A 16,021-nucleotide genomic window follows, 5' to 3' on the forward strand; every position below is an offset into this window, starting at 1 on the left:
AAACAAAGTCCCGGATGAAATTTGCAATTAACTGCAAATCATCCGGAACTTTTGTTAGAGACATGGTTTTTTCCCAGCCTCCTGTCAGCAGATATTCCTGTTATCCGGTCACTTTACCAGATGTGAACCCGTTTTTCAGGGTCAAGCCACATTCCGTCGCCTTCATGAACGTCAAACACGTCGTAGAAGTCCTGAAGGTTCTCAGGCTGAATGTTGGCGCGCAAAACGTGCGGAGCATGCACGTCGATGGCAAGGAGCAGCTTCTGGCGTTCAAGTGACGACTTCATGCACCAGATGCGGGCCCAGTTGAGGAAGAATCCTTTAATATCAGGATTTTCCTCGCCTTTTGCGGCCTCAAGCGCACAGCTCAGGCCGCCGGCATCAGCGATGTTTTCGGAGACGACGAGCTTGCCGTTGCACTTGCCTGCTTCCGTTTCCAGGCCGTCAAATTCGTCAATCATTTCCTGTGCCAGACCTTCAAAATGCTTCAGATCCTCATCCGTCCACCAGTTGGAGAGGTTGCCGAATTCGTCAAAGTGAGAACCATTGTTGTCAAAGGCATGCGAAATTTCGTGCGCGATTACGGCACCGATGCCGCCGTAGTTTTCGCTTGCGGTCTGCTTCAGACTGTAGAACGGAGCCTGAAGGATGGCTGCAGGGAAGACGATGATGTTGAATGACGGATTATAGTACGCATTTACCTGATGAGCAGGCATCTCCCAGCGCGTCCGGTCAACCGGCTTTCCGTAACGGTCAAAGTTGTCCGAAGTTTGAATGCGCCTGAATTCAACGGCGTTATCGAGCAGATTCTTTGTTTCGTCGACAAGATACTTTTTGTAGAGTGGGTCAAGCTCATCCGGATAGCCGACGTTGATGCCGAGCGCATCGAGCTTGACCACGGCTTTTCTGGCTGTTTCCCTGCTGAGCCAGTCATTTGTTTCAAGGCGTTTCTTATAAACGGCAATCATTTTTTCAACCATATGCTGAACGTCTGCCTTGGCATCAGGTCCGAAGTACTTGTGTGCATAGTAAAGACCGACGACTTGGTCGTAGCGTGCCGTTGCAAGGTGATATGCGGCTTTTTCAGGCTTCATGGCTTCCCTGGCACCGGAAAGGGCACGTGAGAACGTGCCTCCGAGGACGCGGATGTCATCGCTCAGGAAACCTGTCGAACTCAGCAGCGTATGTACGAAGATCCAGCTCCTCAATTGTTCAAACGTGTCATCGTTGACGATCATGTCTGCGGCTTCATAGAATTTCGGTTCGGTAACGACGATCTTGTCAGGCGTCGTCCCGACGATTTTCCTTGCGGCAGCTCCGAGGTCGATCGTGGTTGAAAGCCCGGAGAATTCTTCAAACGAATACGGATTGTAGACTTTGACGTAATCGGCACGTTCCGTGCTGTCCTTCTGGAACGGTGCGATCAGGCGGTCGTATTCGATGGCTTCGCTGATCGTCTTTCTGGCAAATTCAGCATCGTATCCGGCCTTTTCGAAGAGTTTTTCAAGCATGTCGGACAAGACCGAAAGCAGGGCGGCACCTTGTTCGTTTCCTTCTTCATAGTACGTCTTGTCCGGCAGGAACAACGGCGTCACGTCTGCGTACAATGCATATTCCTGTGTGTTCTTCATATCCGGTTCAACGCAGAAGTTGAACGGATTTGCCGCATCGACCAGAGCAAAATCGAGCCACTTGTCCTGCCAGTCATGCAAATCCCTGATGGCAAGAACGGCATCAAGGTATTTTCTGGCCGGTTCAAATCCTTCGGCATCGCGAGTTTCAAAGTCTGATGCCAGTTTATAGTACTTGAGGAATTCCTTTAAATACCTGTCATCAGGAACGTTCTTTCCTTCAAGCATTCCGCCCAGGTCATTCATCAAAGTCTTTTCAATGTTAAGATCAAGTTCGGAAAATCCTCCGGCTGTCGGGCGATCAGCCGGGATAACGGCCGTTTTCAGCCATTCACCGTTGACGGCTTGATAGAGATCGTCTTTTAAGAGACTTTCGTTGACCTTATTGTTTTCACCCATAAGAAAACCCCCCTGGATAATTTAATCAAATACATTTTTAATTTAAGCACAATTTTGATTTAAAGTACATAATCATGCTTGCACTTCTGGAATCAGAAACGCTGAAGAAGTTTCAGCCGTGGATTTTCCCAAAGTTTGAAAATTAGTATGCGGGTGTTTTTGACCTATGGTATACTTACCTGTGGATAGTGTAAATTAGCGCTGTTTAATCATTACTTCATAATCAGGGGGATTCTAAATGAAATTTTCCGCACAAACTGCTGAGCAGGCGATTGAAAAAGGCCTGCAGGAACTTGGAAAGACTCGTGAAGAAGTCGAAATCGTCATTGTCAGTGAGGGCAAAAGGGGATTTCTAGGCATTTTTGGAGGAAAGTCGGCTGAGGTCGAAATTATGCCGAAGGAAACGGAACGTGTTGAAGAAAAAGCTGAAACTGCTGCTGAACCGGAGCCGTCCGCTGAAGGGAAGGAGCCGGAATCGGAACAGGACGTCGAACAGGCGTTGCGCGAGGTGGGCTCATATCTGGCTGAAGTTACGAAGGAAATGGGCGTTGAGACTCAAATCGAAGTTACGGTTGAACGTCGCAGCGTTGTTTATAATTTCAGCGCCGACCAGGAAGGACTTTTGATTGGAAAGCATGGCAAAACGCTGAATTCACTGCAGTTACTGGCGCAGAACTATTTTGACAAGCTGAGCCGCAGGCGTTTGAACATCATTCTTGACGTGGCCGATTACCGTGAGCGTCGGACCGAGACGCTGGAATATCTGGCAAAGAAGGTCGCTTATGACGCCATTTCGCAGCGCCGGCGCATGCAGCTTGACCCGATGCCGGCGTACGAAAGAAAGGTCATTCATTCTGCGCTTGCCGATAATTCAAAGGTCAGGACCTATTCAAGGGGTGCGGAACCGAGACGATACGTGGTTATCGAGCCGGCAAGGTCAAGAAGGTAGTCAGAACAAGGCTGATTGGGGGAAACAGGGGGAAATGCTGAAACATAAGCCGTCACACTTGGAAGATGAGTTGTGTTTTGCAGTTTATTCAACGCAGAAGCTGTATAACCGTTTTTATTCAATCGTATTGAAAAGATACGGACTTACATATGTACAATATGCGACAATGCTTGTTTTGTGGGAAGAACAGCGTCCGATGATGGTCAAGGAGCTTGGCGAAAGGCTGAAGCTTGATTCCGGGACCTTGACGCCGCTGCTTAATCGTCTGGAAAAGCAGGAATGGGTCGTTCGAAACAGAAACTTTGAAGACGGACGGCGCGTGATGGTCGAACTGACGCCTAAGGCACTAAGTCTTGAACATGACGTCAAGCATCACATTCAGGATTGCGTTCTTCCGATCGAGATGACTGAAAACGAGTATCGTGAATGTGTCAGCGTTCTTTATGAGATTTCAGATAAGCTGGAATTCATCAATGAGCATCTTTTGGGAAAAGAAGAATAAAACAAGACCGGGGAATTGGCCTCGGTCTTGTCTTTTATAGGGGATTGGTTGTGAATCATGCAAACCGAAATCTTCAATCCGGACGTACTTCAGCAATTTCTCAAGAGTAACGTTGACCGGAATCAAAAAACGGCTTGCAAAAGACCGGGCCCCTTTTCAACGGGCAGGCAATCAGTTCCAGAATCTGGAAGAAACCCGGTCATGATAAGTTGTATTCTGTTTTCAGGGCAGTCGCCTGCCCGGAACCGTCTTTCAGGGACGATTCGGTTCAAGGTGTCTTCGCCTGCTCGCAGCGGGAATGTGAAAACACCTTACAGTTCGTATTGTATCTCTGAAGTCTAAACAATCTCGTAAGCAAATTTCAAAATTAGATTAAGATTCCAAATCTTCTGTAAAGTATTTTGAAAGGAAGGCATGAATTCCGTCTTCGTTGTTTGACTTCGTAACGACGTCCGCCTGTTCCAGGACTTGCTTGGGACTGTTGGCCATTGCCACGCCATGTCCGCTTTCAATCAGCATCGGCAGGTCGTTTTCGCCGTTGCCGAATGCAATCGTGTTTTGCGGCTTGATTCCGTATTTTTGCGCCACGTCCTTCAATGCTGCTGCCTTTGAGCGTCCGAAGGGAATCAGTTCGATGTTGTGTTCGTTTGATGAGGAAAGGCAAAGAGAGGGCGCATCCCTTAAGAATTCCCTTGCGGCCGCCAGAACCGACAGGTCGTCCGCACACAGAATGCCGTTCGTGATGAACGGGTTCAGGCGGTCAAGGTCAGCCTTTGACTTGATTTTCCTGAATTTCGTCCTGGAGGCAAGGTTCATGAAAACCTGCAGCATCCCTCCCATGCCATAGGCGGTATCAGTCGAAAACAGCCGCAGCTGAAGCCCTGGATAAAGCCTGCAGGCTTCAAAAACAGCCGAAACAGCTTCATCTTTCAATCTGTTTTTGACGATTTCGTTTTCGATGGTATAAACGCTGCCGTTTGAGGCAATCGTTCCGATGTTTTTGCCGAGCATTTCCGAATATGATCTGGCAGAAGAAAGCAGCCGGCCGGAAGCAATGTAGAAAAGATGTCCCTTTTTCTGGAGGCTTGAAACGATGTCGACTGTCTTCTTCGGGATGCGCATGTCGTCGTTCAGCAAAGTTCCGTCAATATCAAATAAGATGAGATGTTTTTCCATGATTATTTCCCCTTGTTCAAGGCATTCTTAAACTTAATTTTAGCTTATTTCCCCGATGAAATACAGTGCTGAATCAGAAAACGGGGTGACGTGGACACGGTGACCTGAGATTGGCCGTAATCGATGTCATCAGGAATCACGATTCACATATGCTGTTCCCAAAAACCGCGGCTGATCTGACTGCTTTCTGGTCAAAGCACTGTATTTTCATGAAATTGTCAAAAAAGTTGACAAAATGGCACGAAAAGTTACAATTAACGTAAGCAACACTTGAAAGGAAAAAGGACAACAGTGGATAAGTTAAAAATGGGTGACAACCTTCGCATCGGCATCGGTGACATGAGCAAAATGACAGGCGTTTCTTCGCGCCAGCTGCGTTACTGGGAACAAAAGGGGTACATCAAGCCGATGAATGAGGAAGAAGGGGCTGCAAGAAAATACGGCCTTGGATCGATGTACAAGATTTTTGCAATCAAGCATTTTCTGGACGAAGGGTATACTTTGTCAAAGTCGGTCGAGAAAGCCGAGATGCATCGCAAGGAGGGAATTTTGCTTCATCAGGTTTTTCGAACTCTCATCAAGGGCATCGAACTGACGGATGATGTCGAGATCAAGGGACGCGTTGATCTGGGGACTGCCGGTTCGTATCATGTCTACGGAGTCGTGGATGAAAAGGGAACTCGGATTGAGCTCGAAAAAGAATAGCTTCGTGACGAATTTTGGTTGGAGGACGTTGAGCCGCCTGTTTTTGACAGGGGGAATCAGCGTCCTTTGTCTTTGTGTCGAAAATTTCTTCTTGCTTTTTAAATAATATTGCTTGCCTTTTTATATTATACGTCATATAATATGGTTACGGATAAGATATTACATTCAAAAGGAGGGTGCGTGATGGAAATCAAAGTGACGGCGGATCTGCTAGACGGCCTGGTGCTGGCGCTGCTTGACAAGCAGGATTATTACGGATATGCATTGACGCAGGACATGCAGACTGCGATTTCAATTTCTGAATCGACGATGTATCCCGTATTGCGCCGATTGCAGAAGAACAATTATCTGACGACTTATGATCAGCCGTATCAGGGACGAAACCGGCGCTATTATCAGATTACACCTGAAGGGCGGACGCATTTGGAAAGGATTCGCAAGATGTGGGGAGATTTCAAAACGAGTCTGGACTCTGTATTCTACAAAGCGGATATTGTCGTAAGCCACAGTGATTTTAACGATGCAAAGGGGAATGAACATGGATAAGGAGAACTACTTGACGGAGCTCGAAGAGTATCTGGATGCTCTGACGGCTGATGAAAAAACGGATGTAATTGAATTTTACAATGAATACATTGATGATGCGGGGCTTGAGACAACGGACGAGATCGAAAAGCGTCTGGGGACTCCGCGTCAGTTGAGTCGCAAGGTTCTGGCGGACTATTCGATCAGGGCAACGGACGTTGAATCGCATCGAGGCAGGAAAAGCAAGGCTTCCGTCCGTTCAAACGGCAGAATGATCTGGATGATTCTGCTGGCATTGCTGGCATCGCCTGCCGCCATCGTGCTCGGAATCGTGCTGTTTGCGATTCTTGCGTGCGTGGTTGCGGTCTTTGGTGCCTGCATGGTTGCCGCGCTGGCAGTTTTGTGCGCATTCTTCGTTTTGATGATTGCTTCGTTCTACGTCGGCATCGTGATGCTGTTCAGCAGTTTCGCGACGGGACTTTTCTATCTCGGATGCGGGCTGATGGGGCTTGGCGCCGTTTTGATCGGCTTTCCTCTTCTGTACTGGATCTGCCGTGCCATCATTCAGGGAATCGCGAATTTTGCAAAGTTCCTGTACAGGAAAATTTACAGGAATCGTCGTCAAGGGGGGAATGAGCAATGAAGAATCTTTTTAAGGCAGGCTGGATCGTGCTTTTAGTCGGTGCCGTGATGACGGCAGTCGGTGTTGCCAAAAACGGAGCCAGATCGATTGAGTTCAAGGGAATCAAGCCGGTCGAAGTCAAGGACGATAAGAAAATCACCAGAAAATATAATGTCAGGGAAGCCAGGAATCTGGTCATTGCCTTGAACAAGAAGGCTGACGGCTCCAATGGCGACTACAGTTCAGTCGTCAACGTCGAGGTCCGACAGGGGGATGCCTTTTCTGCCAAATACAGCGGATCAAAGGACCTTGCGCCCGTAATCAAAAATGAAGGCGACACGCTCAAGATTTACGCCGGCAAAAAATCCGGAAATTATCGCAGAGTCGTTTTTGACTTCAACGGTTTCCGCAGCAGCACCGACTGGACGAGCCGCCTGGTCATCACGGTGCCTCGTGACTACAAGTTCAACAGCGTCGAAAATGACGGGATGAACGGTGATCTGACTCTCAGCGGACTTAAGACCGAAAACCTCAAGCTTCACATGTATGATGTTTCTGACGTAACGCTCAACAGCGTTGAAGCAGACAAAGTCGACGTCGATGTTGCAAATGACCTTAAAGTTAACTCATCAAAGCTCAGCTATGGTATGATTAAGGTGGATGAAGGCGATCTCAACCTGTCTGACAGCGAGGTCAACAGCATCGGATTCGAACTGAACGACGGGGATTTCACAAACAGCAACACCGTCATGGAAAAGAGTTCTGTCAAGTCAAATGACGGGGACATTTCAGCGAGCAACGCGACGATTAAGGGAAGATGCCAGTTCATTTCGCAGGACGGCGATATCAATGTCACAAACGCTCAGGCGGACGGGTACGTCTCGACGACAAGCTCTGGAGACAATCTTCTACACACAAAGAAGGGTGAGGCAACGACGTTTGAAGAGAATCCCAATGCAGCGAACATATTAGTCTTGATGAATTCAAACGGGGACAACTCCGTTAAATAAAGATTCTGGTTTATTTGATTAAAGAAAGGAAAGTGTTTTGGCATGAGCAAAAGGAAAAAGCAGCTTGCAAAATCAAATGACAAGGTAATCAGCGGTGTTTTAGGCGGTGTTGCCGAATATTTTGACTGGGACAAGACAATCACGCGTCTGATTGCGGTCGTCCTGTGCGTCTTTCCGGGACATGTCTTTGGCGGCATTCTGATATATCTGATTGCGGCCGTCGTAATGCCGGATGCAGATGATGATGATCGTCACCACGATGACGATGATGAAGTCATTGAAGGCGAGTTCAGGGAAAAATAAGCAGCTTGTGAAAAAAAGAGGACGGGAATTTTCCCGTCCTCTTTTTCATTTACAGTCATGATTTGCCTTCCTGATGATTGCATAGGCTTTTGCAGAAGCAACGATCAGCTTGTCAAGCTGCATGACGACCACACCTGTGAGGAGCAGTCTTCTGCATTTCTTAAAGTCCCCGGGGCTGACAAGGCAGGCCGGTTGTTTTCCGGTTTTGGCAAAAGGCAGTTTTTTCATAGTTAACACCTCATTAGCTTGTTTTCCTTATAGTATACCCAAAGAATTAGTCAAAAAAACGTCAATCTTCGTAACATGAAATGAAGAATTTGAGTGTTATACTGGACCTGTATCGATAAGGAGGAATTAAGATGGCTTTAAATGAAATCAATATTGCGCTTGGACCTGAAGCAACCATGAATATGCTGCTTGAGAAGTATCCGGAGCGTCATCTTCTGAAATACAGATCTGCGGACGATCACAGGAAGTTCATGCTTCTTGACGTTTCGGGCGAGAAGACCGTCTTTCAGTCTGGTCTCGACTACAAAGTGATTCAGACGCTTGGAAAGGTCAGTCTTGGCGAGAACGACATTCTTGAACTGCGCTACATGACGCTTGATTCCGATGAACAGAAGGTCATGCAGTCCATTCTTGATTCCTGGGATGACAGAGAAAAGCGTCCGCTCGGGCTCAAGTCATACGTTGAAACGCGCTCAGTCAAGCAGGACTATGAGTTTCTTCTGATCAACTCCTGGGAAGACGAACATGACTTCCTCCAGTGGGACAATTCTGAAGACAACAAGCTGGCACAGTTCGGTCACGCCGGCAACAGGTCCGCCGTGGTCAACCAGTACATCAGGGCGAAGAACTGAGATTGGAAAGAGGCCTGGGAAAAAAACCCCAGCCTCTTTTTCAGTCTGCTTGAATGTTGAACTATGTGCATTTGTGTAAACCGTTTTTTCATGTTTTGACTTAAACCCCCGTATGATTTTCACATTATGAATCATACGGGGGTTAAATTTGTTTTAACGGATTGTTTTCTTGACTTGGGAGAGTATCAGTACTACCATTGGATTAATATTAATTTTTTCTAATGGGGGGTGTAAATCTTGCTGACAGTTAATGACATTTCATTCAGCTACGTGGATGATCCGCTTTTTTCAAAATGCAGCTTCCGCATAGGAAACGGCAGGCACGTGGCACTTGTCGGTGACAACGGCACGGGAAAGACCACACTGCTCAGGCTGATTGCCGGAATCTTAAAACCTGATGAAGGAATGGTCAGATATGACGGACATGTTGAAATGGTCAGTCAGTTTCCGGCTGACATGGAAGAGGTCAGTCCCGGACAAGGGCAGATGCAGCGGATCAGCCGTGCATTTGCGAAGAGACCGGACATCCTGCTGCTCGATGAACCGACGTCAAATCTTGACGTGGAAGGCATCAGGAAGCTGACCGGGATGATTGGGGGCTTTCGGGGAATCGCAGTCATCATCAGTCATGACATTGCCTTTCTTGAAAAGGCAGTTGACGGCGTGCTGATGATTGAAAACCGGCACATCGACCTTTATGACGGTGATTTTGAGGAATTCCGGCAGATAAGGGAAAGGAACCGGAACAGTCAGTATCAGCTGTACGAGGTTGAGCAAAAGCAGCGGAAAAGGCAGAAGAAAGTGGCGCAGAAGATGAGGGAGAAGGCCGCAAAGTCCAGGAAGTCCGGCGGTGTTTCCAACTCGGATGCAAGGGCCAGGTCACTTCTCGGGAATTACGACAAGGTTCAGAAAAGACTTTCGGCCAATGCCAGACGCATGCAGAAAAGTCTGGACGAAGGGCCGAAGAATGCCAAGCCGTATGAAAAGATGGGGCTCAAGCTTCTGACGACATATCAGAAACCGCAAAAGGTCAGGATAAATCTTGACTTTGACGGACTGTTCGGCCATGGCATCAGGCTGATTGACAATTCGTTCTCGTTTCGGATCAGGTCAGGGGAAACGGTCGGTCTGCTCGGCAGAAACGGCAGCGGCAAGTCGACTCTGATGGATGAAGTCGAGGAAAGACTTGAGAAAAGATCCTGCAGAGTCAGCCACTTCAGACAGCAGATTCAAAATGTCTGGGAAGAAGGTGGAAGTCTTCTGTCCCAGCTCATGAAGGCCTCCGGGATGCCGGAACAGGTTGTGCTTGATGTCGCAGGGGCCATGGGACTTCATGCGGGCCTTCTTTCCCGCACTCCGGACGAACTGAGCGGAGGACAGCTTCTCAAGGCCCAGCTTGTACTTGAACTTGTGTCGCCGTTTGACGTCCTGCTGCTTGACGAGCCGACGAACTATCTTGACTATGACGGGGTGAAGGCCCTGACTGAATTCATCAGGAACAGCGAAGCGGCAGTCGTTGTCATTTCCCATGATGAGCGCTTCGTCGAGGGATGCGTTGACCGCACATATCTGATTTCGGACGGAAGATTCAGTGATTACTGTGATGTGGGAGATTATTTCGGTGGCAAGTGAGGAAGAAGACAAGGGGGTGGTTGACATGACTCATTTCAAGCGTATTGTGATGAACGACCTTTTGAGCAATGTGGCCTTGTCTGCATTCAACATCTACACAATCTGGTATCTTGCAAACGTCGTTCACAGCCAGGGGGCAGTCGCCCTGTTCGGATGCGCTGGCTTTGTCGAGATAGCCCTGGCATCGTTTGGCGGCAGGATGTCCGACCGGTTTCCGCGGATAAATCTGATAAGAATCGGCAGCGTGGCAAGGATGGTTGCATTGGCGGTTCTTATCGTGATGCAGAAGATGTCAGTCAGCTTCACTGCCGTTTCCGTTGCGGTCGGTTGTGTGCTGAGCTTCGTCACTTCATTTTATCTGCCTGCAATCGAGACGATAGCCCCGGCCTTTTCCGAAGATGACGACGATCTCATAAGAAACAACGCCAGTCTCAACATGGTTCAGCAGCTTGCGACGATTTTAGGTTCAGCGCTTTCCGGCGTGCTCGTCCTCCTGAAGAGCGCCCTTGTCTCATACGGCATAATCCTGGCCATCATGGGCGCATCATGCGTCATGATGCTCGGAATACCGTCGGACCCGGTCAGTCGTGAGGAAACCGAAATTGATGAATCCATGCTCGATTCCTTGAGACAGGTCATTCACCTGGAAGTCATCAGGGTCCTTCTGCCGTATGCGACGCTGATCAACGTCAGCTTCTGGCTGTACTGGTATCTCACGCCAATGTATCTGGCAAAAAGGCTGCCGGACTTCAAGGCAGCATATTCCATTCAGGAAATGACGATCGGAATCACAGCCGGAGTGAGCGGATTTCTGTTCAGCCATGTCGTCAGGGATGCTTCAAGGCATCTGCATGGCTACTCGCAGTGGCTCGTCCTGCAGGGAGTCGGCATTGCCATCTTTCCGTTCGGTGCAGTCTTCGTGACAAATCAGAAGGTTCTTTTGGCCTTGCTTGTGGTTTCGTGGATTGTCTACGGTATTGCAAACTACATGACGGGAACGATCTTCGTGACAATTGTTCAGAAGAAGACCGCAGATAAGATGCTTGGCGTTACATACGGAGTAGTCTTTTCGCTGTTCGGGGCAATTTCACCGCTGTCGTCGGTCTTCAGCCCTGCATTTTCCAGTATCGGTCCGGTCGGGATGCTTCTTTTGATCCTGCCGATGATTGTCCTGCCGGCGGTCATGACGATTGACAGACGGGTCAACGGACTGATGCGCGGAGTGTAGAGTAAAGTCTGTGTGGTTTTGCGGCCTTGTCCGTGACACATCCGGATAAATGAGGAAGCAGCGCAAGTGATTGCAAAAAACGTTTTCAAATTGAAAAACACCCCCGCATCCGATGCGGGGGTGTTTTTCAGTCTGATTAAGTTCAGGGGACGGGCGTTCGACTCCACACCTTAATCCTCCGCAATATGTTCCTTCACCGCCTGGAAGATGGTCATGACATGGCGGTCGGCCAAATGATACAGGATTCGTTGTCCGTCCCGCGAACTGGTGACGAGGCCTGTCTGGCGCAGGATTTTGAGCTGATGCGAAACGGCCGACTGAGTCAGTCCGATTGCCTCGACGATTTCAGTGACCGAAAGAGCCTGCTCGAACAGAAGATACAGGATGCGGTAACGCGTGTCGTTGCCGAACGCCTTGAAAATCTGAACGCATTTTTCGGTTTCCTCTGATGTTGGTAATGATGGTTTCTTTTCTTCTGACATATCTTTCACCTACTTTACATTTTACCATGATTGATGTACATATGCTAAGCAAACCTTTGAGCAGATAAATTGCAATTGAATTAATAAAAAGTTAAAATCTAGTCAATGTGCAAAGAGGGGGATTATGATGCGAAATTTAATGTCACATGTCGGAAATTATCGCATTCCGGTTTTCGGTTCGGTAATTTCTTTGATCATTGCGGCGTTTTGCTCGCTGCTTCAGCCGTGGCTGCTTCAGGACACCCTGGACTGCCTGATGAAAAATGATGCTGCGGGAATAAGAAGATACGGCATCGTTTTGCTGCTTCTGGCGGCAATCGGCGTCGTCTGCGGCATTTTGAACATCTGGTTTGCAGCCAGGACGGCACAGGGTGTTACAAGCGACGTCCGCGAACAGCTCTATCGGAAAATCCAGAGCTTTTCATTTTCAAACATCGAAAAATTTTCGGTCGGAACCTTGATCGTTCGCCTGATCAACGACATGAATCAGGTGACGAACATCATCATGACGACTCTGATGCAGGTCTTGAGGATGCCGATTGTCCTGATCGGTTCCTTCATCATGGGCATCGTGACGCTGCCGCGCTACTGGTGGGTTCAGGTGCTGTTGCTCCTGACAGTCGCACTGGTGCTTTTCTTCGTGTTTCCGTCGCTTGACAGGCTGTTTTCCAAATATCAGGTCTGGTTTGACGAGTGCAACACGGTCGCAAGGGAGTCGATGCAGGGCGTCAGGGTCATCAAATCGTTCAATCAGCAAGATCAGGAAACTGAAAAATTCACTGACTCGTCAAATGAGCTCAATCAGCTCAACATCAAGATCGGTTACGTTTTTTCGATTCTGATGCCGGCATTCACACTCGTCGTCTGCGTCGGAACGGCCCTGATTGTTTATCTGGTCGGCAAGAACATCGGTTTGTACCCGAAGGACATCAGCGCCATCAGCTCTTATGTCGGTTATCTTAACCAGATGCTGTCAAACCTGGCTTTTGGCGGGATGATGCTTGCGCAGTACTCCCGCGGCCTTGTTTCTCTCAAGCGGATTGATGAAGTGCTTGAAACAAAGCCGGATCTGAATTTCAACCGTGACGGATCAGACGTTGACCTGGAAGGTTCAGTTGAGTTTGACGACGTCAGCTTCAGGTACCCGGGAAGCAGCAGGGAAACCCTGAGCCACGTCAGCTTCAAGGCTTCTCCCGGCGAAACGGTCGGAATCGTCGGCAGGACCGGTTCCGGTAAGTCAACACTGGTTTCCCTGCTGGTCAGGCTGTATGATCCGACGTCCGGAACGATCCGTCTTGGCGGCTGCAATCTCAGGAACGTCAATGAACGCAAGCTGCGGAAAATGGCAGCCCTGGTTCAGCAGAAGGCATTGCTGTTCAGCGGAACGATTGCCGACAATCTGAGACAGGGCGACGAGAATGCCACGGAAGAAGACATGGAACGGGCAGTCAGGATTTCTCAGGCAAAGGAATTCATCGACAAGTATCCGGATCGGTTCGAACACGTTGTTGAAGAACGCTCGGCCAATTTTTCCGGCGGGCAGCAGCAGCGTCTGTCGATTGCGAGAGGCGTGATCGGCAGGCCGAAAGTGCTGATTCTGGATGACTCGACTTCAGCGCTTGATGCAGAGTCCGAAAAGAAGGTTCAGGCAGGTCTTGAACAGGAACTGGGTGACACCACTGTATTTATCATTGCCGAAAAGATCTTTTCGGTCATGCATGCCGATAAGATTCTCGTAATGGATGACGGAAAAATCAAGGCGATTGGCACGCATGAAGAGCTGCTTCGGACGTCGCCGCTCTATCAGGAAATTTATGAAACTCAAAGAGCAGCAGAGGGGGGACTTTGATGAAGGATTTAAAGCAAAGCGTCGGGTATTTCGTCAAGTACATGAAGCCCTTTAAGAATTCAGTGCTAATCATGTTCCTTTTGCTTTTGACTGCAATGATCGCACAGGTCGTTGCACCTTATTACATGGGTCAGGCCGTGACTTCGCTCGGGAGATTTTTGGCACACAAGGCGCATGCGACGGCAGATTTTCACCGGTTTCTGCTTTTGATGTGTGCGGCATTTTTCTTCCAGGTTTTCGCACAGCTTATCGCCTGGGTCATCATGTCCGTTTTCAACGCTGAAGCAACGAATTCGATGAGAATCAGTCTGTTCAAGAAACTGCAGAAGATGACGATCAGGTATTTTGACACTCACCAGGACGGAAAGCTGCTGGCATTGTTCAATTCTGACATCGACAACATCTTCAATGCGCTTAACGGTGCGATTTTTGACCTTGTTTCCCAGACGATTCTGTTTGTCGGAACAATCGTCGTCATGTTTGCAATCAACGTCAAACTGGCGCTCGTGACGATGGCTTCAACGCCAATCGTTGTCCTGATTGCGCTCAGCGTGATGAAGAAGGCGCGGAAGTATCTTGACGAGCAGCAGGAAGACATCTCCGTCTTGAACGGCTACATCAACGAGCAGCTGAACGGGGAACGCATTATTCTGGCCAACGGGCTGCAGAAGGCCTCAATTGCAGGGTTCGTCAAAAGAAACGACAAGCTTCGGAAGACCATGTTCCGCGGTCAGTTCTATTCCGGGCTGATGTTTCCGATGATGCAGGGATTATCGATGCTGAATCTGGCAATCGTCATCTCGGTCGGAACCCTGATCGTGGTCGAAAGCGGTATGTCGCTTGCCGTCGGAATGGGTCTGATCGTCACGTTCGTTCAATATTCTCAGACATACTTTATCCCGCTGATCAACCTGACTTCATTTTACTCGATGATTCAGCTTGCCCTGACGGGGGCCAGACGCCTGTCTGACGTTGAAGCTGAAAAGGAAGAGGACGAAGTTTCATCCGGCATCAAAATGCAGGGAATAAACGAAAGCGTGGCATTGAAGGATGTTCACTTCAGCTACGAAAAAGGGAAGGAAATCCTTCACGGCATCAACTTGACGATTCCCCGCGGCAGGACACTGGCATTGGTCGGTCCGACCGGATCCGGCAAAACGACGACGATGAATCTCTTCAGTCGTTTTTACGACGTCGACAGCGGCTCGGTCGAATTTGACGGAACCGACGTGCGAAAGTTCTCGCTTGCTTCCGTCAGAAACCATATCGGAATCGTGCTGCAGGATTCGATTCTGTTTACGGGCACGATTGCCGACAACATCCGGTTCGGAAAGCCCGATGCAACCATGGATGAAGTCAGATCAGCCGCTCGGAAAGCGCAGATTGCCGATTTCATCGAAAGTCTGCCGGACGGCTACGAGACGAAAATCAGCGATGAGCAGGCATTGTTTTCAAAGGGGCAAAAGCAGCTGATGAGCATTGCCCGGACGTTGCTGAGCGATCCCGAATTCCTTGTCCTGGATGAAGCCACGTCAAACGTTGACACCGTGACGGAAGAAAAGATCCAGAAAGCCATGGACATCGTGATGGAAGGCCGCACGAGCTTCGTGATTGCGCACCGTCTGAAGACCATCGTCAATGCCGATGAAATTGCCGTTTTGAAGGATGGCAGCGTCATTGAGCAGGGAAGCCATGAGGAACTGCTTGAAAAGGGCGGCTTCTACCATAATCTGTATGTGAATCAGATGGTTTTGGACTAGGACAAGGTGTGAAGGTGTGGAGCCGAACGTTCAGCCCCCACAACTGAATAATGATTTGAAATCCGTGCCGAATGATGGCGCGGATTTTTCGTTACAGGACCCGATTTCTGCCAAATGCAGTGCCTTGACTGAATTTGGCTGCTGTCTGGTCCGCGCGTCAAGGAGGGATTACGGGATTATGCAAGGTGTGGAGCCGAGCGGTCATGAGCCCGTACACAAGCATGAGGACGACCGAAGGCGAGTGAAACTCGTCCAGGGAGTCACTGCTTGTGATAGGGTGAATGCGAGGCAGAACCCGATTATGCAAGGTGTGGAGCCGAGCGGTCATGAGCCCGTAAATTCCAGTTCCTCCCCCCCGGACACCAGCGCCGCACTCAACGCTCTGCAT

The 16,021-nt window shown here is 49.0% G+C and carries 16 protein-coding genes; 12 read left to right on the forward strand and 4 right to left on the reverse strand.

Going from position 1 to position 16,021, the window contains the following annotated elements; translation table 11 throughout:
- Positions 1 to 113 precede the first annotated feature (113 nt).
- Entirely contained in the window at positions 114 to 2,030 is a 1,917-nt protein-coding gene (locus V7Z60_RS00640) for a M13 family metallopeptidase (protein WP_334115537.1), read from the reverse strand.
- Between the two features lie 238 nt (positions 2,031 to 2,268).
- Between V7Z60_RS00640 and jag the strand changes: the two genes are divergently transcribed.
- Both jag and V7Z60_RS00650 read left to right on the forward strand, forming a co-directional pair.
- Positions 2,269 to 2,979, forward strand: a complete 711-nt coding sequence (gene jag, locus V7Z60_RS00645; RefSeq protein ID WP_334115538.1) for an RNA-binding cell elongation regulator Jag/EloR — start codon at positions 2,269 to 2,271, stop codon at positions 2,977 to 2,979.
- A 34-nt stretch (positions 2,980 to 3,013) separates the two neighbouring features.
- Positions 3,014 to 3,481: a MarR family winged helix-turn-helix transcriptional regulator gene (locus V7Z60_RS00650; RefSeq protein WP_334115540.1), complete on the forward strand. Its 468-nt coding sequence runs from the start codon at positions 3,014 to 3,016 to the stop codon at positions 3,479 to 3,481.
- Positions 3,482 to 3,853: 372 nt separating this feature from the next.
- Here V7Z60_RS00650 and V7Z60_RS00655 read toward each other — a convergent pair whose 3' ends face one another.
- Positions 3,854 to 4,657 carry an HAD family hydrolase gene (locus V7Z60_RS00655; protein WP_334115541.1) on the reverse strand — a complete coding sequence of 268 codons (804 nt, stop codon included), beginning with the start codon at positions 4,655 to 4,657 and terminating at the stop codon, positions 3,854 to 3,856.
- Positions 4,658 to 4,948: 291 nt separating this feature from the next.
- Between V7Z60_RS00655 and V7Z60_RS00660 the strand changes: the two genes are divergently transcribed.
- The 5 genes from V7Z60_RS00660 (at position 4,949) to V7Z60_RS00680 (ending at position 7,822) form a co-directional block, all read left to right on the forward strand.
- Positions 4,949 to 5,362 carry a MerR family transcriptional regulator gene (locus V7Z60_RS00660; protein ID WP_334115542.1) on the forward strand — a complete coding sequence of 138 codons (414 nt, stop codon included), beginning with the start codon at positions 4,949 to 4,951 and terminating at the stop codon, positions 5,360 to 5,362.
- A gap of 183 nt (positions 5,363 to 5,545) precedes the next feature.
- Positions 5,546 to 5,908 carry a PadR family transcriptional regulator gene (locus V7Z60_RS00665; protein ID WP_334115544.1) on the forward strand — a complete coding sequence of 121 codons (363 nt, stop codon included), beginning with the start codon at positions 5,546 to 5,548 and terminating at the stop codon, positions 5,906 to 5,908.
- Positions 5,901 to 6,530 (forward strand): DUF1700 domain-containing protein, encoded by a 630-nt coding sequence (locus V7Z60_RS00670; RefSeq protein WP_334115545.1) that lies wholly within the window; start codon positions 5,901 to 5,903, stop codon positions 6,528 to 6,530. The genes V7Z60_RS00665 and V7Z60_RS00670 overlap by 8 nt, the downstream gene beginning before the upstream one ends.
- Positions 6,527 to 7,519, forward strand: a complete 993-nt coding sequence (locus V7Z60_RS00675) for a DUF4097 family beta strand repeat-containing protein (RefSeq protein ID WP_334115546.1) — start codon at positions 6,527 to 6,529, stop codon at positions 7,517 to 7,519. Before V7Z60_RS00670 ends, V7Z60_RS00675 begins: the two co-directional genes overlap by 4 nt.
- Positions 7,520 to 7,561: 42 nt before the next feature.
- Positions 7,562 to 7,822, forward strand: coding sequence for a PspC domain-containing protein (locus V7Z60_RS00680; RefSeq protein WP_334115547.1), 261 nt, complete (start codon positions 7,562 to 7,564; stop codon positions 7,820 to 7,822).
- A gap of 45 nt (positions 7,823 to 7,867) precedes the next feature.
- Here V7Z60_RS00680 and V7Z60_RS00685 read toward each other — a convergent pair whose 3' ends face one another.
- On the reverse strand, positions 7,868 to 8,050 hold the full coding sequence (locus V7Z60_RS00685; RefSeq protein WP_334115549.1) for a hypothetical protein: 183 nt from the start codon (positions 8,048 to 8,050) through the stop codon (positions 7,868 to 7,870).
- Positions 8,051 to 8,181: 131 nt separating this feature from the next.
- Here V7Z60_RS00685 and V7Z60_RS00690 point away from each other — a divergent pair, with 131 nt between their 5' ends.
- The 3 genes from V7Z60_RS00690 to V7Z60_RS00700 all read left to right on the forward strand — a co-directional run bounded on the left by V7Z60_RS00690 (position 8,182) and on the right by V7Z60_RS00700 (position 11,542).
- Positions 8,182 to 8,682, forward strand: a complete 501-nt coding sequence (locus V7Z60_RS00690; protein WP_334115550.1) for a hypothetical protein — start codon at positions 8,182 to 8,184, stop codon at positions 8,680 to 8,682.
- A gap of 237 nt (positions 8,683 to 8,919) precedes the next feature.
- Complete coding sequence (locus V7Z60_RS00695; protein WP_334115551.1) at positions 8,920 to 10,314, forward strand: ATP-binding cassette domain-containing protein; 1,395 nt, start codon at positions 8,920 to 8,922, stop codon at positions 10,312 to 10,314.
- Positions 10,304 to 11,542, forward strand: a complete 1,239-nt coding sequence (locus V7Z60_RS00700) for an MFS transporter (protein ID WP_334115552.1) — start codon at positions 10,304 to 10,306, stop codon at positions 11,540 to 11,542. The genes V7Z60_RS00695 and V7Z60_RS00700 overlap by 11 nt, the downstream gene beginning before the upstream one ends.
- A 170-nt stretch (positions 11,543 to 11,712) precedes the next feature.
- Here the strand turns inward: V7Z60_RS00700 and V7Z60_RS00705 are convergent, their stop codons facing one another.
- The gene (locus V7Z60_RS00705; RefSeq protein ID WP_334115553.1) at positions 11,713 to 12,024 is read right to left on the reverse strand and encodes an ArsR/SmtB family transcription factor; all 312 of its coding nucleotides are present in this window, start codon (positions 12,022 to 12,024) and stop codon (positions 11,713 to 11,715) included.
- 127 nt (positions 12,025 to 12,151) lie between these two features.
- Here V7Z60_RS00705 and V7Z60_RS00710 point away from each other — a divergent pair, with 127 nt between their 5' ends.
- Positions 12,152 to 13,873 (forward strand): ABC transporter ATP-binding protein, encoded by a 1,722-nt coding sequence (locus V7Z60_RS00710; protein WP_442918879.1) that lies wholly within the window; start codon positions 12,152 to 12,154, stop codon positions 13,871 to 13,873.
- A complete protein-coding gene (locus V7Z60_RS00715) occupies positions 13,873 to 15,633 on the forward strand; it encodes an ABC transporter ATP-binding protein (RefSeq protein WP_334115555.1) in 1,761 nt (586 codons plus the stop codon). The genes V7Z60_RS00710 and V7Z60_RS00715 overlap by 1 nt, the downstream gene beginning before the upstream one ends.
- The last annotated feature ends 388 nt before the right edge of the window (positions 15,634 to 16,021 follow it).

The sequence above is a fragment of the Ligilactobacillus sp. genome (genome assembly GCF_036846325.1).
Lineage (GTDB): Bacteria > Bacillota > Bacilli > Lactobacillales > Lactobacillaceae > Ligilactobacillus.